Raw genomic sequence first — 19,116 nt, forward strand, 5'->3', positions numbered from 1 at the left:
TGCCCATTCACATCTTAAAAAAAATAAGAAATGAACAAAGAGGTGCAGTTTCAAGATTGGGGCCTTGTCGATTATCAAGAAGCCTGGGACAGACAAGAATCCATCTTTAAGGGAGTATTGGACATCAAGCATGACAATAGGGTCAATGCAGCAAGTACCATGACACCCAATTACCTGATTTTTACCGCACACCCTCATGTCTATACCCTTGGAAAAAGCGGCCATGAGGAATACCTCCTTTTGGATGAAAAGGGACTGGAAGAGAAAGAAGCCAAATTTTATAAAATCAACCGTGGCGGTGATATCACTTATCATGGCCCGGGTCAGATCGTCGGCTATCCGATCCTGGATCTCGACAATTTCTTTACTGATATTCACCTATATCTGCGCACATTGGAAGAGGCCATCATATTGACTTGCGCTGATTATGGCATCGAAGCCGGAAGGTATCCAGGGTTTACAGGTGTATGGATAGAACCCGATAAGCCCACGGCACGCAAGATTTGCGCCATGGGGGTACGCGCTTCACGCTGGGTGACCATGCATGGCTTTGCTTTCAATGTCAATACGGATCTCGATTATTTCAGTAATATCATCCCTTGCGGCATCGACGATAAGGACGTCACCTCATTAAAGCGTGAACTTGGCAAAGAGGCCGATATGGAAGATGTGAAAAACAAACTTAAAGGCCATATCGCTAAGCTGTTTGAAATGCAGATCATCTAATTCAGGATTTCAGTATTTTTTGAGGCCCTTTGGAAGCGGGATTTTGATCTCCGTTCCAAAGGGCTTTTTTCTTAACTTGTCTGATCATGAGCACAAAAGAGCCTTCCATCGCCAGCACAGCTGTTGTTGCCTGTAAACATGAAGGATGTATTTCAGCCTATCTTCACGAATCGGCGAACGTCAACAGTAATACATGCACTCATAGCTGGCCAACTTCCCATCGACAAAGCGGAAAATAAATAATCCCGCATCCCCATTCTGCATACGGTACACATGGGGCTCCGAAATCCAATCCGCGGAAAGCAGCTCGCCAAAATGGTTTACAAAATCCTTTTCACCGTAATTGCCATCCATATGCTCTGCCCCCAGGATCAGCTGTTCACCATCACGAAAAAATAGCTTGTACATCGATCCGGCAAGCAGCCCTTTATTATTTTCCTCGAAAGCAACGACCATATTCGGACCTGCATAGCCATACTGAGGTTCCCAGCCACATTCCGGCATGTCGGGAATTTCAGCAACCCGTCGCAAGGCCAATTGTTCCATCTGGGTATCTGTGATCTTCCCGTCCGTTAAGGATATTCCTTTCCACTCAAAATGCAATTTCAGGGCTTTTACTTTTGCCGCGTAAGCCGCAGCTTGAAGCTCATGTTGAAATTTATTGGCCAACAACAATTCAAAATCTATATCCACTTTGACATCCACCACGCCTGCATTGGCATATGACTCTTTCCAATAGGTAAGCGCCTGCTTTAAGTGCGGATAGGTTGTCCAGGCGATTTCACGCAACCGGCCGACCTGTGCCAGCTCTCTCTCCTGATCCTTTCCTTTCACCGCCAAATAGGCTGTGAGTACCTGCTCGTAGGTCAGTTCGGCACCTAAAAATTTCATTTGTATATATTCGGGGTTTTCATGAAAATGGTCACCAACATAGACCCAACCATCCGTATAGAGCGGAACATAGTCAATGCATACCATTTCGTTGAGTCCTGCCCTACGCACTGCGGTGCTTGCAGTTGACGGGGACCTGCGCACACGCAGTTGCGCCACCTGCACATAGTAGTGCGGGCATTGTCCACCACTGTTACCTCGGTAAAAATATTGCAAGGGCTCACCGGGAGACTTCTTCCCAAACATCGCTTTCTGCAACGGCTGCCGTGCTATAAATCCAATATCGCCATTGCTGACCTGCACCTTGTACTGCGTATCGCTAGAGTCCAGCACATACACCGGAGCTTCGGTCGCAAAGATTCCCATGGGGTCCTTCTCGTTGCCACTTTCAGCGTACAGGTATCCCCAGGTTGAGGTGTAACGCGGATGCTCGCCCGCTGGCTGCGCGACAGCCTGCTGCAAAGACCAGCAGACAAGAAAGCAATGTATAATGAATACTTTTTTCAACATAAAACCTAATTCCTTTAATAGGTGGAGCTGCTGGTTCTATTTACATCAACAGCAGGGAACAACCTTCAAATGCATCAGCAGTATTTGCGGTTGCTGATCAGGCAAGCTCCTTCAGCATACGAAAATAACACAAAAAAGAAATCCCTGAAATCACCGGAATCAGGTATTTTTTGTCAAGGCCTACCTGTGCGGCCAACGATCCATTTGTAAGTAAAATCGATGTAAAGATTAACCCTAGGCCTTCGATGCGAAAACGCATATTGATATAATGAACTAATTTACAATAAGTTTACTTCCCGTTCAATAAACTCACCTGCCCTTCTAAAGAATGGATTGTTTTTTCCTGTGCCTTGATCGTTTGCTCCAAGGCATTGACCAACTGTCTATAGATTGCAAGGCCTTCCGTGGCAGGAGGAGCTGTTTCAGCAGGTGGGGCACTTGCCACATCCCTGCCGTCCTTCCGCATCATATTTCCTTCGCCCATCAACAACCAGCCTGGACAAATTTCCGGATGGCGGGTCAATATGGCAATCATCGCATCCGAGCTCAGGGCGGTATGCTTTTGCCCGCCCTTAAAATTTGCATAAGACAGCCCTACATCTTTAAAAAATTCAGTCTTACTGATCCCTTTCGTCTCGGCAATCAGCAGCACACGTTCCTTAACATTCACCCTTACTTCTCCTTTAAAAAATCTCTTGTACTTCAGTACATGTATCGAACTGGTCATCAGCCCCGGATAGCTCGTTTACAACAAATAACCGCATTACAAATAAAATGAACCTGTTTAGGATAAAAATCTATTTATTTTTCAATAATGCGACCTCCCGCTCAAAAGAAGACAATAATCTCTCCAAAGACATTATTGTCTTCTCCTGTGATTTTATCGTGATATTTTGAGAAGCAACCACCTGTTTTAAGGAACTAATAACAGCATTGGTAATCCCTTCCAATTCAGGGCTTAAGTAGGTTTCTTCATCCTCTTTTGTCACAGGTAGGGCTTTCAACATATCTCCCTCTCCCTTAAGTAACCATTCAGAAGAATACAGCGGATATTTCTCAACAATACTGACCAGCCATTTCGATTGTATATCAGTACCATTAGCCAGCGCACGAGTAAAAACCCCCTTACTAGCTCCAATAGTTGCTTCAAAAGCAGATACACTCATTCCCTCGCGATCTGCCACAAGCTTAATTCTCTTCAAAACAGAACTCATTTATGAAAATTTTAATATTAAAAACTTGTTTTGATTAAAAATAGTTCCTAAATTAGCTTTATAGAAGACAATTATAAACTAGCCAATTAAAACCAAAACATTCCTAGCATGAAAAATACGCAAAAGAAACTAAAAGCGAAACATTTCCGCTATTTAAGTAAGGACGTCATCAAAAACCCGATGACATATCTGGAGGATTTTTTTGTCCATGAAACAAGCATTGGCTATTGGGAAAAGGAAATAAATCTGTTGATAAATGCCGCAGCGGTTCCAGAAATGGCAGATCGTAATCATGCTGAGCATGGATATCAATGCAAACTCATGGTCAAGCAGATCGAAGTTGCCTATGTCATTTTCTATCAACAGCAGCTCCCTATACAAGATACCCCATTGGATTTCTTGCCAACACGTAATGATTACTACAATTATGTATTTAATGCTAAATACACAACCCTTGGAAGGTCATCCCCAGTGGACACGATCAGTAAATTCTTTTCGTACCAGTCGCTTGAAAAGTGGTATGGAACGATGGATGACATCATGCATTACTTAACCGTATCCGATTCGGGCAATTATGAATACTTTGGGGATCAAATTATTGCTATTCGAGAGCTATTAATCCGTCTGGCATTTGCCATGTGGGAAATCCATCAGGGCATAGAAGCTTCCGAAAAGGAAAACAAACTACCACAGTTTGAAGATATAATTGATACCTAATATTAGAAAACATCGAAAAAGATAAACAACACACAAACGATTCGGATAGCTTCTTCGTAACAGGCAATCATTTTTGACTAGACTAAAACGATACTGACCAAATCCTTTTGACCGGAGCAGTAGATGAATCGCCAACCAAACAAACCAAATAACTATGACCACCACACTTACCCCTATTATCGAAGCAATCCTTCGTGCCGTAGCTGTCGATGAGATCTACCAATGGACTTATAACCACGACGGCAAAACCTACCACATGCTGCAGGTTAATCTCATGTCGCATGTCGGAATTCGATTTTCTGATGCCCATAACTTGATCAACAAAACGGTCAAACAGTGCCCCGAACTGTATGTCAATGTCAACTTCACACATGAAATACAACAAAAAATCAATCAAGGCCTGGGGCGGGCATACCTGATCTGCCAGCCAGAAAATCGCATCTATCACAACCCTGTGCAGGAAATCACACTTGTATTACCAAACAATACCGTGGAAGAGGTTGTTGAGAAAACAAGATCATATATCGATAAAGAAAAAAGTAAGATCCGATCCTTCATAGATGGCTCCGGCTTCTATTTAGAACATAAAAATCATGCGCATGCAGCCTTCATGCTGCACCAGGCGATAGAGCTTGGATTTCGAACGATAGAGAATATCCTCCTCAATGAGGACAAAAAATCCCATTCACTAAAAAATCACATAAACTATCTCAAAGTATTTGACTCAGCATTGGGCAAGTTAGCGGAAAACAATGCAAATAAGCAGGCTTTAGACAAAATTGATAAGGCTTATATCGATTATCGGTATCAGCAGGACTATATTGTTGACGAGGATCTGTTGGAAACAGCTTACCAGATAGCCTTACAGTTATTAAATTGGCTCTATGATTATAGTGAAATACTTTTCAAAGAGATCAGGACAAAACTCCGCCCCCATCAAACAGAAAACTGTAAGATCGAAAAATGCAAAAACAACCTTGATTTATACAAGAAAAGCTATTGCAATACACATTATCGAGACCTGATTCTAAATGCGTTAGAATACCATTGCACACCTGCCTTGGTCGCTTGCTTTGGTTATGACTCGGATCATCATAAATACCATAATGCGCTCCAAAGTATCAAACAGGATCGCATCGCACATGCTTATTATATTTTTGTCGCTTACGATAGTTTAAATGCTGAACTCAGCAATTTAACACAGCTGATTACAGATCTACTCCCCAAGAATGTCACGCTTACGCTCCTCGTGGAAAACACAGCGTTTTTTACCAAACAGCTCTCAGGCGGCCACCCTTTTTTCCTTTCACTCCTGAAAGTAGGTGACATCTGGTTTCAGCACTCCGCAATAGCGCAGATCGATTTGGATAGCATCACAGCGCCCCAGCTCGACATTGAATATGTACACAAACAATGGGAGAACCGCTATAACAATGCCTGTTGCCTGTATTATGCTTTTGAAAACAATGTACCTCGAAGAGCCGAACCGGTATATTACGCGCTCTCCCAAGCGTTGGAACAGATCTGTCTCGGTGTCATCAATACCGTTCTCCAATACAAACCGCAGCGTGTCAGCATTCCTCTTTTGATGCAACTCTGTAAATTAATAGCTCCTGATGCACACGCAGCTTTTTGCCTGGACAACGAAGATCATCTTACTACTTTCAAAAAAATAGCCCAGGCACAACAACAATTTAGATACAACGCCAATTACCAGGAAGATCCACGCCCAATTATAGGATTGCAGGAGTTGACAAAAAGATTTATCGATCGATGTAATGACGAAATGGAGCGTTATTTTGAAAAATTAAACAGTTAACACGCTGCGCATTTTATAATACAAAAAAATCAATATATATTTGCGCAAACAGTTTAACCAAATTATATTTAATCCTAGAAAATTATGATACCAGACTTATCGAAGGAAGGTATTCTCGATTACGATGCTATCCGTAAAATAATAATAGATTTCGTTCCAACAATTGCAATTATCCGATATGGGGAATGGGTATTTTCAAACACAAAATCGAGGCAGGTTGCTTCTGAAAAGAAACACAGTTCATTAAACCTTTTAGTAATACTAGATGCTGTTCATAGCAAAAGGAATGAATCTGATTTGATCAGCTGTCTACAAAACAGGTTACTTCGTATCACAAAATCAACAGTTTTAATTCATAACCTTGATTTCGTCAATGAAGGGCTATCTTGGGGGCAAGATTTTTTTATTGATATAATCGAGAAGGGAATTACTATTTTCAAGACAAACAACTTTTTACTAAGCACGTATTTTAGAATAAGCCCCAAATTAAGATTACAGCATATTGAAAAAGTCTACAAAAACTTCCACTTAAAAGCTTCAGTATTCCTTGACCTAGCAAATGTGGCTTACTCAAAAAAAAACATTCATATCAGCATATTTATGATACATCAGTCAACAGAACTATTAATGCGGAGCATACTAGTTACACATACGCGTTTTGATCCCATGACTCATAATTTATCGAAATTGGCAGCATACTGTAGGCATATTACCCCTCAAATAAATAATATATTCTTTTCTAAAGGGGAAAATGACATAGAAGAAATGAAAGACTTCCGGGCATTGCAAGAAAGCTATATTTTCGCCCGCTATAAGTTAGATTATCACATCGACAAAAAATTGGTAAAAAGACTATTCAGAAAGGTAAAAAAATTAGAACGACTAAGCGCATCATTACAAATTCGATTGTACAATAAGCTTTCAACGCAATTCTGAATTACGACGGAATATCAACTTGAATGTTATAAAATGTCAAATTCAGATATAAGTATGTCAAATAATTCACGAATAATCGGAAGTATTCCGATTATTAAATAACTATTCTACAAAATAGGTTCTCTGCTGGCATGAAAAATTGAAACAACGTAAATAGTTTGCATACTTTCATCAAACCAGTATATAATAACAAATGGAAATTTATGCAAAGGTGAACATCACAAATTACCCCGACCTTGGATTTGATATAATTCAGGATTCTTGACAATAAACTTGAATTGCAAGTTCAGCTCTTTTAAAAATTGTTTTGCTAGCCCTCGTTTTTGAGAATTATACCAATCACAAGAGTGATATAATTCATCTTCCGCCCGCTTTAAAAGTTTAAGCGTATAGGTCATTCAGCTTTTTTTTAAGATCCTCCCAATCTATTGCTGGGGTCTCCCCTTCTAAAAATTCTTTTTGAGATTGCTCAAAAGAGGCCATTTGCTCAGCAGAAAATGTATTCGTTTCAGACTGTTCATTGATTTGATATTTAATACCAAAGCGATCAAGTATTTCTTTAAGAACTTTAACATCCTTCTTATTCGATATTTCAGCAGTAATTGTAGTCATTTGTATCAAAATTAAATACTTACCTCAACTATACGATTAAATTAGAGAAAATTCACCAGCTAAAAAATGTAGAAACTTAGAGCCTGTAAAATTTTACCGAAATATTATGACGGGCAATTGAGCATTTATCTGTACCCTAAATTTCATCCAACTCTGTACCTGAATTTCAAGCTGTACCCTTGTTAAATTAGCAAAAAAGATATATTGCCATGACAATCGTACATCATCCGTTTTCTGTCAGACAGGTCGATCTTTCTGACCTCTTCCCATTGCAGGAGATTCTTACGAAAAAAGCAGCTCAGCACTATATGCCATTTCTGTTGTTTATTCAACACGAAACCACCGTAGCCGTTGCATCGGTGGTAATAACGGCGAACAATCAACTGACACTAGAAATCTCCGCCCGTCCGACAGTCCCGGAACATCTCAAGGGTATTTTCAGGGAAAAAGCCACACATTATTTTGAGCATCAGATCCACCCGATGTTTGGTACAGAAGAGGCTCTGAAAAAAGGTATCCGCAGGTTCAGTGATTGGGTAGATCAAAACAGAAACAGTAAATTAGCATAAGCATGGAACAGCAACTGTTATATAAGAAAATTGCAAATATCGTAGAGAACCAGATCAAGAACGGTTCTTTGGCCTATGGCGACCGCCTACCCTCTGTTCGCAGCGCCCAAAAACTTTACAATGTAAGCCTGAACACGGCAAAAAGCGCTTATATGGAACTGGAAAGCAGGTCCCTCATTGAATCACGGCCCAAATCAGGCTTTTATGTCAGCCTTGCGGGACAACGACGTATGTCCATCCCTTCCGTTTCTACGTTGAAAATCGATGAAAAGAAACAGGATCCCGCGGCACTGATAGACAAAGTATTTCACTCCCTGGGAGATAAGGAAATCACGCGCTTTTCATTGGGACTCCCCAGTCCTTCACTGCTCCCCATCCAAAAGCTCAACCGATGCATCCTCGAATCGGCTCAAGAGCTGCATGATTATGGCGACCATTACGGCCAGGTGCAGGGCAGCCCCAACCTACGAAAAGAAATCGCCAAATGGTCCCTCGTGCTGGAAGGAAAAATAAGCGATGAAGACCTGATCATCAGCTCTGGTGCGATGAACGCCATCTACAGTTGTTTACGTGCTGTAACCAAACCTGGTGATACCATAGCTGTGGAAAGCCCCTTGTATTTTGGGTTTATCCAGGCTTTTCAAGTATTGGGACTGAAGACCATTGAAATCCCAACACACCCCATCACGGGTATTGAGCTGGAGGCCCTGAAAAAGGTCATCCATAAAATCGATGTTTGCTGTTTTGTCTCGAATTTCAGTAATCCGCTGGGTGCGCTCATGCCAGATGAACATAAAAGGGAGCTTGTCAAGCTCTTGGCTTACCATCATATTCCACTGATCGAGGACGATCTCTATGGGAATGTTTATTTTGGGGCATCAAGACCACGTCCCTGCAAATATTTTGATGAAGAAGGTTTGGTGATGTGGTGTGGTTCTGTCACCAAAGTCCTGGCCCCTAGTTTTCGGATCGGCTGGGTAGAACCAGGCCAATATAAAGACAAAGTACTGAAACAGAAACTCGTTCAGACAATCTCCCAACCGGCCATATACCAAGAGGCAGTCGCCAAATTCCTACAGATCGGTCGCTACGACCATCATCTCAATAGCTTCAGAAAAAAACTGTACAGCAACTACATTAATTTTAGGAACAGTATTGAAGCCCACTTCCCAGAGAACACGAAAATGTCACAGCCTAAAGGTGGCTTTGTGCTTTGGTTAGAACTGGATCCGAAAATAGATACTACCGTACTCTATGATTATGCGATCAAACAAAAATTGAGCTTCGCTCCGGGAAGGATGTTTACCCAACATGACCAGTTCAAAAACTGCATCCGTCTCAACTATGCCGTGGACTGGAATGAAAAGACGGCACATGATCTCATGCGATTGGGGCGTTTCTTCAAAGCAGTACAGTGATTGGAGATCAATCCCAATCTATTTCATCACCATCATTGGACCGGAGGGGTGGCAGCAGATCATTTGAGTCTTCTTGTGAGAAGGTTAGGAGCTCACCATCACGTATTAAAATGGCATCGACCAGTTCTGTGGCCATCAGTGTAGCATCATTAGATAAAAATGTATCTTTTTCATTCGCCTCCATCAACCAGCACCTGATGGTACACAGGCACAAGATTACGACGTCTTGGCGGTCGCCCAGCGAAAAAGATACCGTACGGTCTTTCCGCACGTGATCACGCTGCAGCTCCAAATTTTTACTGACATGAATTTCCATGTCGTTCCGGTCATTGATCTGAATCACGATGCAATACAATTTGATCACAAGTTTAGCCAGTCGACTATTTATGTTTTCAAATTTCTGCAGACTATCTAATGGCACTCTTACCTCGATACTATTTTTTCCCTTATCAAACTTCGATGCTGGGTTATTTACAAAAAACTTACCCAAACTGGTTTTTAGCGAAAAACGAAAGCCTTTTAGTGATGATACATCGCCATAGCCTAAGCGAAGACTGCCCAAATCATGACTCTGGTCATTACGCACAGCTTTATAAAGTGCCTTCTGGAGACGGGTATACGTGAAACGGTCACAGGATCGTTCCTGAATTGGCTTCAGTAGTTTATACAATCGACTGGCAAGTTTATTGGTATATTTAAAATCGTCGCCTGCCAATTGGCTTAATTCACTTACGTTATAGTCTTTCCCTTGTTTTCTATTGGGGTTTTTAGGATTTTCAAAAGAACCGAACATAATTCCCTCGCCTAATTGGTTATGCTTAAAAATACAATTATAATTCAGCATACACAAATAGAGTCCCCTCAATTCCCTTCAAGTGCCCTTAAGTCCCTTCAAGTGCCTACCATGTTCGGCTAAGCTTCGTCTGTGGTTCGGGATTGCCAGGTCCCTCCTTTGGAGCTTGTTCGACTGCTGTTCGACCTGGCTTCGATTATTGTAAGCCAACAAGGCAAACAATAATCAAAAAGCATCCGAACAGCGGGCGAAGCATTCCCCTAGGAGTCTCGTAGCTATACCAAAGAACTCCCGTACAATTGTCGAATAATTGTCGAAACCACATCAAACAGGTTCAACTCAGTTAACAGCTCTTCAATCACTAAGATCCGGCCAACATGCAGCTCAAAACACCTGCTTTAAGTATGCATGGACCATACCAAGTATATACTGCAAAGGCACCTTATCGGTGCCCTTGAAATTAAAAGACGAAGTGCTTTTACTTCGCAGAGAGAAAAGAATCTTTTTTAACGGATCGTTTCAAAGAATTTTTTAGTCTTATAGAAAGCCAACAGCCCAATAATACCAATCATCAACCATAAAAAGTCAACGACAAAGAGATCACGTTGTCCATTGCCAAAGGTATCCCACAGCCAATGACCGGTGACAAAACCATTGGTTATCGGTACCACAAAAGCTAGTATGCTACCAACCAGCAAGGTCTCCCGATTGGTTCTTTTAATACTTTTCCGAACAATATAGTAAACAGAGTATATCAGCCAGCTGTAAAAATAGACCCGATAGATAAAATCTTGGTCAACCGGTGCACTTACTTTAATGGCAATAAAGGTAATCGCTGTCACCGGCAGCATCGTCAGGCAGATTGCTGTAAAGACATTGGCCGCCCAAAAATTAAATTTCCGTTTCCTTGGAATGACATTGTTTTTGTCCCGGGCAACCAGCCAAATCAAAATACCTGAAATAATGACAAGACAGCCCATCACACCAAGGATAAAATAGATTGCCTTCAATGGATACCCTCCATAATCGCCATAATGTAATCTGTACAACAGGCTTTTGACATGATCGGTATAGGTCGCATCATCCAAAGGTGATTTTCCCGCAACAACTTTCTGATCAGCCACTTTGACTGTAAGCACGCCAGAGCCGGCAAAACTTTTATTGAAATGCGGTTCAAGCTCCATGATGACATGCATGTTCGAATCTGCATAGTTCTTTACGGTAATCCGCTGAAAATCACTTTCAGGCCATTTTTTCTTGGCCATGTCCAAAAACGGCGCTATCTTTATCTCCCCCGCTAAGGGTTTATAGGTATAATCATAATTTGTCGCTGCCGCCAGGCCGATATCTTGGTACATTTTCTCCTGGTTGCCTTCGTAAAGCAATTTGCTGAACGGTAACGCCAGTACAGAATTGACGATGAGAAATGCTCCGGTAACGGCAAAAATAAACTGAAACGGAAATCCGATCACACCCAATGCGGTATGCATATCGGTCCACACGGTTTTCCATTTACTGAACGGTCGGAAGACAAAGAAATTGGATACGATTTTTTCCCAGTGCAGCAATAAGCCTGTAATAATCGCAAACAAGAATATGAATGCCGTGATACCAGCCACCAGATAGCCAAAAGGAGCAATCCCCACCCGGATGGGTACTTGGTTGAGCTGTGCCAAGAAATGGAGCCGAAATAAAAATTCGCCCATATCATAGTCCTTCACATAATCGCCCGCCCGCTGGTTAGCAAAGTTATACGTGAAATTCTTCGTATCACCAACAGCTCCTCTTCGCCGGCCCTTCTTTGCCGCCCCCTGTTCATCGGCACCTATTTTTGCCAGGTTTTCTTTGTTTAATATACTATCGTTGGACGCACTGACCCCGACATAGGCCGAGGTCTCTTCCCGATACATGTAAAAGGTAATATCACGTCCATGCAGGTTGGAACTTTCTTTGAGGGAATCCAAAAGCCCATCAAATTGCCGATGGTCCTCCTGATGGGTCTTATAGGAGGTACCGTGTTGCCATGCGGCGATTTCATCTCTAAAAAATGCAAATGATCCCGCAAAGAATATAACATACAAAAGTGCACAGATAATAATGCCACTGATGGTATGTGTGTTAAAATAGATATTATAGTTTCTGATATTCATGGCGTTACATTTTTAACAGATAAGGCAAGGAGAAGGCTACAGTCAGCAGTATATATATTCCCCATATCTTCCAACCATTTTTACAGAGAAAAGCTAACAGAAGCAGAATAGCCCACAGGAGGTAGCCTGTAAAGCCCGCGGTCATGACCACATCCTTTTTTTCAAAAATATTGGTCAAGAAAACGTGAAAGGAAAGCATGACGAAATACCCACCTATAAATCCGGCAGTGATTTTCAGAAATCGCTGAAAGGGTGAACTAAGGTATTTTTTGTTTGCAGGCATAAACGGGTCTTTTAAGTGATCAGAAATTCAAGACAGAGACTAAACAGGTATAGTCCTAGGACATGATATCCCTTCAGATAACGATAGGGGTTCAACAATACCGCGAGGCTCAGCATACACATGAAATAGGCAAAAAATGCAAAAAAACCGGCTTCTCCGCCCTGTAGATATAGGACAATACCAAATGGAAAAAGAAGCAACAGGATGCTCAGGATGCGCACAAACAATGTTTGTGCGCAAAGTTTCTTTAACCAAGTTGGTCGCGGACCAAATTTCACTTTTCTACTGCTGTTGTAAAAAAGGTAGGCCCCAAGAAGAATAACTATTAAAAGTGTGCTATACATCGTAGTAATGATTTATATAGAATCGCTCCGTTAAAATTTATACGTTACCCCCAGTCGGAAATTTCGTCTTGCTTCGACGATATAGGAATAATAATCCACTCCACCGGCTTTTATCGCTGCCGCATTGGCACGGGTGAAAGAACCTGCTGTCAGCAGTTTCCGGTTGTCCAAAAGGTTATTGACCATAACGGAAATATTGTATTTTCCTTTCTGATAGCTGATTCCGCCATCCGTACGCAGATAATTTTTAAAATTGCTCTCTTTTGTTGTGCCTATGGCACGGTCAAACATCCCCTGTACACTTCCCATAAGCCCCAGACCGCGCAAAGCTCCTTGCTGCAAGCGGTAGGATACCCAGGCATTGGCGGTATGTTTTGCCGTATTAGGGGTAATATTTCCAATATTTTCTTCCTTTGTATCCTTGGATATTTTTGAATCTGTCAGTGCGTAGTTCGCATTGACATTTAGCCCTCTCACGATCTCACCTGTAATATCAAATTCGATCCCCTTGGAGGTTGTCTCACCGATCTGCATGGAAAAGAATCCGCCATTTGGGTTTGGATGTGCGGAATCCTCCACCAGTGCATTCTTTCTTTTGATTTGATAAGCACTCAAAGTTGAAATCCATTTTCCTCCACCCCATTCTTTCTTCACACCGGCTTCCATATTGTTACCACGTATTGGTCTAAAGGCATTTCCTTCCCAATCTGTTCCTGACACAGGAACAAAGGACTGATCAAACAATGCATACACGCTTGCCGAAGGAGTGATCATATAGTTTATCCCCGCCCTTGGGCTCCAAATCTTGTCCTTTGCCGGATCCGCACCTGTCTTTGAAACCACACTAGAAGAAGTAAAACGTAATCCCAAAGATAATTTCAAACGGTCTTCGAGGAATGCCATCTCATCATGTACATAAAAAGATGTATATGATGAAGTGGTGATATAATTTTGGCTCTTGGCCCGTTCTTTAATGTCCAAAGTACGGTCAACCTTTGGAAAAACAGATTCAGGAATACCATAAACAGGGTTGTAAACATTTAATGGTTCTCCGGGAATACTTGGCAACAACGAGCTAAAATCGCCCCAGAATTTCTTGTTGCCATAATCCACACCAGCTAAGATCCTGTGTCTGATATTTCCCGTGCGCTCCTCACCATTAAAAGAGAATTGACCAAATTTATTTTCACCATGCTCATCGGCAGTATTATAGTAGCGCGGCATATCTCCTTCTGCTGTCATATAGTTCAACCAGGTACTGGTGGCTTTCATATCAAAGTTAAAATAAGCCGCTTGAGCATGGAATTTCCACTTCTGGCTAAGTTTTCGATCAAGATAAATATAAGCACTATGGTCTCTTAACTTTCCTGGTTCCATCCCTGGGTCTCCATAAAAAAAGTCATTGGCAATATTTGGATCCGCAAAACCTTTTGGCGAAAAGGTATAGTTTCCATTATTCAGGTAAGAAGACCCCTGAAAGGTATATTCTGCTGTTATTGCCGTCAATGAATCGATATTATAGGTGATTACCGGAGCGACGACAAGACGTTTACTATTATTATATTTGGTAAAGAAGCCTTTTTTCTGAGCAGCTACATTCAGGCGGTAAAGCAATTTGTTACTTTTCGTAATCCGACCATCCAAGTCCACTGCGCCACGGTACAGATCAAAACTTCCTGTATTGAATGTCGCCGAACCTTTGGTATGGCCGGTCGGTTTCTTGGTGACCACATTGTAGAAACCTCCCGGTTCGCCACTTGCCAGCATAAATCCTGCCGGTCCCTTCACAAATTCGATGCGCTCGATCATGCTGGCATCTTCGGCCGTAGGGCCCCAGGAAGCTTCGATATTCATGCCGTTACGAAAGGCCGGGATCTTGGACCCCCGCATACGGATATTGGCATACTGATTGTCCCAATGTCCCTGCCGGGTCGCTCCACTGATATTCCGTGTAATACCATCCACAATATCAAAAACCTGTTGATCGGCCATCAGGTCCGAAGAAATGACCTGGATATTCTGTGGCAATTCCAGGATCGGCGTCTTGAGGCGTAATGATCCTGATATACTGTCAAATTTGTAATTCTGGTAATATTTTCCATATACAGATACCTCATCAATGGATTCGGACTGGTCATCTAACCTGATCTGCCCTAAGTGCTGGTCTTCCTGTCTGAGGTTTACCTGGACTTGCTTTTTGCTGTAACCAAAAGCATTGATATCCACTTTATAATCATCTGGTGATAGCTTATCGAACACAAAGCGGCCCTGACTATCGGTACTGGTCGTTAGTCCCAAACTCGTTAAACGGATGGTTGCACCTGAAATAGGTTCGGATTTTTCATTGATAAGTATTCCGTCGATCGTCAGTTTACTTTGGGCCTGGGCCAGCGAAAAAACAGAACTGATCATAGGAATCGCCAGGAAGGATAACGTTTTATTCATGAATAGTTTAATAGTAGATGTATGATATAAATGGATTGATACTAAATATGAGATTTAACATCAATCCATTAAGTAATAGGTATTGCAAATTTATTTTACTTCTAAGAAGGTTGTACTTCCTTGCCACGATGATGTGTAAGGTTTTCCTTCATGTTCACCGCCTTTTTCCGCATAGGTGCTTGCTTCAAGTACATAAGCCCCAGGCCAGACGGCCTCAAATGTGAGCAATCCATTGGCATCGGCCACAAATTCTTTCCCCCAGCCAGTAGATGAGAAAACGGAAACTTTTGCATTTGGAACGACTTGCCCTAAGCTCGTGATCTTAGCCTGAAGGGTTTCTCCTTTTTTGATAGGGGCAGCATGTAATAATTCGATCTGCAGCGGATTTTTTAGTGGGCTGTAATCCAGTGCACTTGCCTTCCCCACAACCACCGGCATCAGGGAAGAAAACTCATACTTGGTCTGACCGCCTAAATCTTTGGGGGCTTTTACCACGGATAGGAAATAAGTGCCTTGAACGGTCGGTTGAAATGAACCGCTGAAATGATCCCCATTATCGGTCAGTTGGAGTTTGACAGGTTCTTTTCCTGGAACATGCAGCATGAGAGCAAAGTCTTTAACGTCGGAATACCACTTTTGGATCTGGTCTCTTTCATTGGTCACATACTCACCATAGTATACTTTTACTTGATGAGCCTGGTTTAAGTTACCATAGGGTGCAGCCTCAATCCAAAGGGCATGAGCGCTGCTGATGTTACTGCTTAACAGTACTGTAAGAAATGTGAAGAGCGAAATTAAAATTTTCATAATATGTTGATTGATGCTTATAGTTCTTCAACTTATTATGGAAGATTTCACAGGTAAAAACGAATTGGCAATGAATAGAATCATAAAATTCGTTATCTTGCGGATTCTTCCATATCATGTATCGGGAGCAACTGTAGCAGCATGGCTGTTACAGTCAACTACATGCAGTTGCCGCTGCCTGTAGATTTGCGCCATGTGATAGATTGCCGTCTATCGCATGGTGCTTTTAGCTCATAATCAGTCAGATCATAAGATCTATTATTTAGACTGATTAAAAACAAAGCAAATATAACAGGAATTATTTGTTTATCAACTATATTTTAAATTTTTAATTATCCGGTTTTCTTTTACCTTTTTTCGCGGCAGCCAAAGGCTCTCCCCTGCAAAAGATATTGCCTCCAGAAATTTCCTGTGTTTTTGATATCCGCTAGCGAATAGTTTGTGCGCTTGGAATAAGGTGGGTTATATCAAACAGTTCGGTCTCTTGATAACGTGTGGCCACATGGAGCCTGATATTATCGCAATGGGGTTCAAAGGTCTGATGCACGAGCTCAACTGTATTATTTTCACCGGAGAGGTGTGTGAGGATCAAGTGTTTAAGACGATCACTCTTATGCTGACTGAACAGTTCGAGGGCAATCCTGTTGGAAAGATGCCCCCATCCGCTGCTGATCCTATTTTTCAAAAAGTACGAATATCGTCCGGTATGCAGCATATTTTCATCATAATTGGATTCCAGAAGCAGCACATCGGCATGCTGGATAACATGCTGTACATTTTCACAGGCTCGGCCAATATCCGTCAGTACACCAATATTATGCGTTCCATCGGAAACAAGGAAACTACAGGGTTCTTTGGCATCATGATATTTGGGAATACCGTATACTTTGAGTCCACCAACTTCAACCACTTGGTCAGGAGTGATAATACGCACCATATGTGGGGGCAGATGCAGTCGGGAACCATCGTAACTGCCCTTGGTGATATAGACCGGCAAATTATACTTCTTCGCGAAGACGGACAAGCCTCTAATATGGTCTGAATGTTCGTGTGTTATAAAAATTGCCTTGATGTGGGTGGGGAGAATCCCCAGGTTGTGCATCCGCAGATGAATATGCTTACTATTGATTCCAGCATCAATCAGAATCGCCGAATCATCTTTGGCGATATAATAACAGTTTCCATTACTACCGGAGGCAATTGCACAATATTTCATCTATAAGGGATAATTTTTCATTGAAATACAACCTGTTGTTCTATGCCACTGCCATGAGCAGCGGGATACGGCCGCAAAAGAAATACTGCGGCCCTAGATTATGCTGTGATGATCTCATCACGGAAACAAAGATACAAAAAACAAGAACTTTAGAAAGCTGTTAACATTCAGGTAAACTCAATGGAATGTGCACCGCCAGGCCTCCATCTGCTGTCTCCTTATATTTGGCATTCATATCCAGTGCGGTTTCCCACATGGTCTTGACGACGGTATCTAGGCTGACCTTTGCTTTGTCCGGATTGGATTGTAGGGCCAATTGTGCTGCAGTAATGGCTTTTATCGCCCCCATGGTATTGCGTTCGATACAGGGAATCTGCACCAGGCCACCGATCGGATCGCAAGTCAATCCAAGGTGATGCTCCATGGCGATCTCTGCGGCCATTAGAACCTGCCGTTGTGATCCGCCCAGCACTTCGGTCAATGCCCCGGCAGCCATGGCTGATGAAACACCGATCTCGGCTTGACAGCCGCCCATCGCAGCTGAAATAGTGGCATTTTTCTTGAAGATAGAGCCGATTTCAGAGGCCGTGAGAATAAATTGAATGATCTTCTGTTCCCGCATGCCATCGTGAAAGGTGATGAAATATTGCAGCACGGCTGGGATAACACCTGAGGCCCCGTTAGTAGGCGCTGTGACAACACGGCCAAAAGACGCATTTTCCTCGTTCACGGCTAGTGCAAAGCAACTCACCCAGTCCAGAATATATTGAAAATTCTGCCCACCTTCACGGATGGCCACAATCCAGGATGCATAGTCTTGATAAGTGCGTCCCTGCATCAATTTTTTGTTCAATTTGGCCGCCCTGCGTTCTACATTCAGTCCCCCCGGCAGCGTTCCTCCGGTATGGCAGCCACGGTAAATGCATTCGTGTATTGTCCGGTAGATATTCAGGACACCGGCAATTGTTTCACTTTCTTCACGCCAGGCACATTCATTTTCCAGGACAAGTTCCGATATTTTCAGTCCTGTTTTCATGGTCCAATGCAACAGCTCCTGCGCGGTGTCTACAGGAAAAGGAAGATCCACTTCTGACAGTACGCTCTCGGTATCATTTTCCTGAACCACAAAACCACCCCCGATGGAATAATAGGTTTCCGTGATCGCCTTACCATTGGCCAAGAAGGCTTGAAAGGTAACTGCATTGGGGTGAAAAGGCAGGCTCTCGGTATATAGGAAGAGAAGATCCTCCTGGTAGGAAAATGGGACAGTCCGCTCACCGGCAACTTCAAGCTCGCCAACAGCTTTTATGTGTTCCACTTTTGGCGTGACCCTGTCCACATCAAATGTCACGGGATCATCACCACTGAGCCCAAGCAGAACAGCAATATCAGTACCGTGTCCGGCCCCAGTTTTCGCTAAAGACCCATAGAGCAAAATCTTGACCTGCTCCACATCGCTCAATACCCCCTTTGTCCGGAGGACATTGGTAAATTGTTGGGCCGCACGCCAAGGTCCTAAGGTATGCGAACTCGATGGTCCGATACCAATTTTAAACATGTCAAAAACGGAAATTTGTTCTTTGCTCATCATCTTTATTATTGCGCTCAGCTTGCCATTCACAGCTTTCGCGAAAACCGCATCTAAATTAGCACAAATAAAGTACAA

Annotated in this window: 18 protein-coding genes; 6 read left to right on the top strand and 12 right to left on the bottom strand. The window is 42.5% G+C overall.

Annotation, left to right across the window (positions count from 1 at the left end; genetic code table 11):
• Positions 1-30 precede the first annotated feature (30 nt).
• A complete protein-coding gene (gene lipB / locus HX021_RS05765) occupies positions 31-726 on the top strand; it encodes a lipoyl(octanoyl) transferase LipB (RefSeq protein WP_286589130.1) in 696 nt (231 codons plus the stop codon).
• Positions 727-906: 180 nt separating this feature from the next.
• Here the strand turns inward: lipB and HX021_RS05770 are convergent, their stop codons facing one another.
• The 3 genes from HX021_RS05770 to HX021_RS05780 all read right to left on the bottom strand — a co-directional run bounded on the left by HX021_RS05770 (position 907) and on the right by HX021_RS05780 (position 3,329).
• A complete protein-coding gene (locus HX021_RS05770; RefSeq protein ID WP_286589132.1) occupies positions 907-2,127 on the bottom strand; it encodes an SH3 domain-containing protein in 1,221 nt (406 codons plus the stop codon).
• A gap of 289 nt (positions 2,128-2,416) precedes the next feature.
• Complete coding sequence (locus HX021_RS05775; RefSeq protein ID WP_286589133.1) at positions 2,417-2,854, bottom strand: hypothetical protein; 438 nt, start codon at positions 2,852-2,854, stop codon at positions 2,417-2,419.
• A 70-nt stretch (positions 2,855-2,924) separates the two neighbouring features.
• The gene (locus tag HX021_RS05780) at positions 2,925-3,329 is read right to left on the bottom strand and encodes a hypothetical protein (protein ID WP_286589135.1); all 405 of its coding nucleotides are present in this window, start codon (positions 3,327-3,329) and stop codon (positions 2,925-2,927) included.
• Between the two features lie 120 nt (positions 3,330-3,449).
• Between HX021_RS05780 and HX021_RS05785 the strand changes: the two genes are divergently transcribed.
• From HX021_RS05785 to HX021_RS05795, 3 genes are all read left to right on the top strand, one after another.
• The gene (locus tag HX021_RS05785; RefSeq protein ID WP_286589137.1) at positions 3,450-4,058 is read left to right on the top strand and encodes a hypothetical protein; all 609 of its coding nucleotides are present in this window, start codon (positions 3,450-3,452) and stop codon (positions 4,056-4,058) included.
• 154 nt (positions 4,059-4,212) lie between these two features.
• Positions 4,213-5,877, top strand: a complete 1,665-nt coding sequence (locus HX021_RS05790) for a HEPN domain-containing protein (RefSeq protein WP_286589139.1) — start codon at positions 4,213-4,215, stop codon at positions 5,875-5,877.
• Between the two features lie 84 nt (positions 5,878-5,961).
• Positions 5,962-6,813, top strand: coding sequence for a HEPN domain-containing protein (locus tag HX021_RS05795; protein ID WP_286589141.1), 852 nt, complete (start codon positions 5,962-5,964; stop codon positions 6,811-6,813).
• Positions 6,814-7,194: 381 nt separating this feature from the next.
• Here HX021_RS05795 and HX021_RS05800 read toward each other — a convergent pair whose 3' ends face one another.
• Positions 7,195-7,425 (bottom strand): DUF2683 family protein, encoded by a 231-nt coding sequence (locus tag HX021_RS05800; RefSeq protein ID WP_286589143.1) that lies wholly within the window; start codon positions 7,423-7,425, stop codon positions 7,195-7,197.
• Positions 7,426-7,634: 209 nt separating this feature from the next.
• Between HX021_RS05800 and HX021_RS05805 the strand changes: the two genes are divergently transcribed.
• Both HX021_RS05805 and HX021_RS05810 read left to right on the top strand, forming a co-directional pair.
• On the top strand, positions 7,635-7,994 hold the full coding sequence (locus HX021_RS05805; RefSeq protein ID WP_286589144.1) for a hypothetical protein: 360 nt from the start codon (positions 7,635-7,637) through the stop codon (positions 7,992-7,994).
• A 2-nt stretch (positions 7,995-7,996) separates the two neighbouring features.
• Entirely contained in the window at positions 7,997-9,412 is a 1,416-nt protein-coding gene (locus tag HX021_RS05810; protein WP_286589146.1) for an aminotransferase-like domain-containing protein, read from the top strand.
• Between the two features lie 7 nt (positions 9,413-9,419).
• On the opposite strand, the gene HX021_RS05815 is transcribed toward HX021_RS05810, so the two are convergent.
• The 8 genes from HX021_RS05815 to HX021_RS05850 form a co-directional block, all read right to left on the bottom strand.
• Positions 9,420-10,256: a hypothetical protein gene (locus HX021_RS05815; RefSeq protein WP_286589148.1), complete on the bottom strand. Its 837-nt coding sequence runs from the start codon at positions 10,254-10,256 to the stop codon at positions 9,420-9,422.
• A gap of 455 nt (positions 10,257-10,711) precedes the next feature.
• Positions 10,712-12,355, bottom strand: a complete 1,644-nt coding sequence (locus HX021_RS05820) for a PepSY-associated TM helix domain-containing protein (RefSeq protein WP_286589153.1) — start codon at positions 12,353-12,355, stop codon at positions 10,712-10,714.
• A gap of 4 nt (positions 12,356-12,359) precedes the next feature.
• Entirely contained in the window at positions 12,360-12,638 is a 279-nt protein-coding gene (locus HX021_RS05825; protein ID WP_286589155.1) for a hypothetical protein, read from the bottom strand.
• Between the two features lie 11 nt (positions 12,639-12,649).
• Complete coding sequence (locus HX021_RS05830) at positions 12,650-12,982, bottom strand: hypothetical protein (RefSeq protein ID WP_286589156.1); 333 nt, start codon at positions 12,980-12,982, stop codon at positions 12,650-12,652.
• A gap of 30 nt (positions 12,983-13,012) precedes the next feature.
• Positions 13,013-15,427 carry a TonB-dependent siderophore receptor gene (locus HX021_RS05835; RefSeq protein ID WP_286589158.1) on the bottom strand — a complete coding sequence of 805 codons (2,415 nt, stop codon included), beginning with the start codon at positions 15,425-15,427 and terminating at the stop codon, positions 13,013-13,015.
• A 90-nt stretch (positions 15,428-15,517) separates the two neighbouring features.
• A complete protein-coding gene (locus HX021_RS05840; protein ID WP_286589160.1) occupies positions 15,518-16,234 on the bottom strand; it encodes a DUF4198 domain-containing protein in 717 nt (238 codons plus the stop codon).
• 427 nt (positions 16,235-16,661) lie between these two features.
• Entirely contained in the window at positions 16,662-17,450 is a 789-nt protein-coding gene (locus HX021_RS05845) for an MBL fold metallo-hydrolase (RefSeq protein WP_286589161.1), read from the bottom strand.
• A gap of 160 nt (positions 17,451-17,610) precedes the next feature.
• On the bottom strand, positions 17,611-19,038 hold the full coding sequence (locus HX021_RS05850; RefSeq protein WP_286589318.1) for an L-serine ammonia-lyase: 1,428 nt from the start codon (positions 19,036-19,038) through the stop codon (positions 17,611-17,613).
• Positions 19,039-19,116 lie beyond the last annotated feature (78 nt).

Origin of the sequence: Sphingobacterium sp. N143 (genome assembly GCF_030325625.1) — a bacterium.
Lineage (GTDB): Bacteria > Bacteroidota > Bacteroidia > Sphingobacteriales > Sphingobacteriaceae > Sphingobacterium.

Excerpts from the sequence above, each read along its gene's own strand:
- lipB (WP_286589130.1), top strand. The coding sequence starts at position 31 with ATGAACAAAGAGGTGCAGTTTCAAGATTGGGGCCTTGTCGATTATCAA.
- HX021_RS05770 (WP_286589132.1), bottom strand. The coding sequence starts at position 2,127 with ATGTTGAAAAAAGTATTCATTATACATTGCTTTCTTGTCTGCTGGTCT.
- HX021_RS05775 (WP_286589133.1), bottom strand. The coding sequence starts at position 2,854 with ATGACCAGTTCGATACATGTACTGAAGTACAAGAGATTTTTTAAAGGA.
- HX021_RS05785 (WP_286589137.1), top strand. The coding sequence starts at position 3,450 with ATGAAAAATACGCAAAAGAAACTAAAAGCGAAACATTTCCGCTATTTA.
- HX021_RS05790 (WP_286589139.1), top strand. The coding sequence starts at position 4,213 with ATGACCACCACACTTACCCCTATTATCGAAGCAATCCTTCGTGCCGTA.
- HX021_RS05795 (WP_286589141.1), top strand. The coding sequence starts at position 5,962 with ATGATACCAGACTTATCGAAGGAAGGTATTCTCGATTACGATGCTATC.
- HX021_RS05800 (WP_286589143.1), bottom strand. The coding sequence starts at position 7,425 with ATGACTACAATTACTGCTGAAATATCGAATAAGAAGGATGTTAAAGTT.
- HX021_RS05805 (WP_286589144.1), top strand. The coding sequence starts at position 7,635 with ATGACAATCGTACATCATCCGTTTTCTGTCAGACAGGTCGATCTTTCT.
- HX021_RS05810 (WP_286589146.1), top strand. The coding sequence starts at position 7,997 with ATGGAACAGCAACTGTTATATAAGAAAATTGCAAATATCGTAGAGAAC.
- HX021_RS05815 (WP_286589148.1), bottom strand. The coding sequence starts at position 10,256 with ATGCTGAATTATAATTGTATTTTTAAGCATAACCAATTAGGCGAGGGA.
- HX021_RS05820 (WP_286589153.1), bottom strand. The coding sequence starts at position 12,355 with ATGAATATCAGAAACTATAATATCTATTTTAACACACATACCATCAGT.
- HX021_RS05825 (WP_286589155.1), bottom strand. The coding sequence starts at position 12,638 with ATGCCTGCAAACAAAAAATACCTTAGTTCACCCTTTCAGCGATTTCTG.
- HX021_RS05830 (WP_286589156.1), bottom strand. The coding sequence starts at position 12,982 with ATGTATAGCACACTTTTAATAGTTATTCTTCTTGGGGCCTACCTTTTT.
- HX021_RS05835 (WP_286589158.1), bottom strand. The coding sequence starts at position 15,427 with ATGAATAAAACGTTATCCTTCCTGGCGATTCCTATGATCAGTTCTGTT.
- HX021_RS05840 (WP_286589160.1), bottom strand. The coding sequence starts at position 16,234 with ATGAAAATTTTAATTTCGCTCTTCACATTTCTTACAGTACTGTTAAGC.
- HX021_RS05845 (WP_286589161.1), bottom strand. The coding sequence starts at position 17,450 with ATGAAATATTGTGCAATTGCCTCCGGTAGTAATGGAAACTGTTATTAT.
- HX021_RS05850 (WP_286589318.1), bottom strand. The coding sequence starts at position 19,038 with ATGAGCAAAGAACAAATTTCCGTTTTTGACATGTTTAAAATTGGTATC.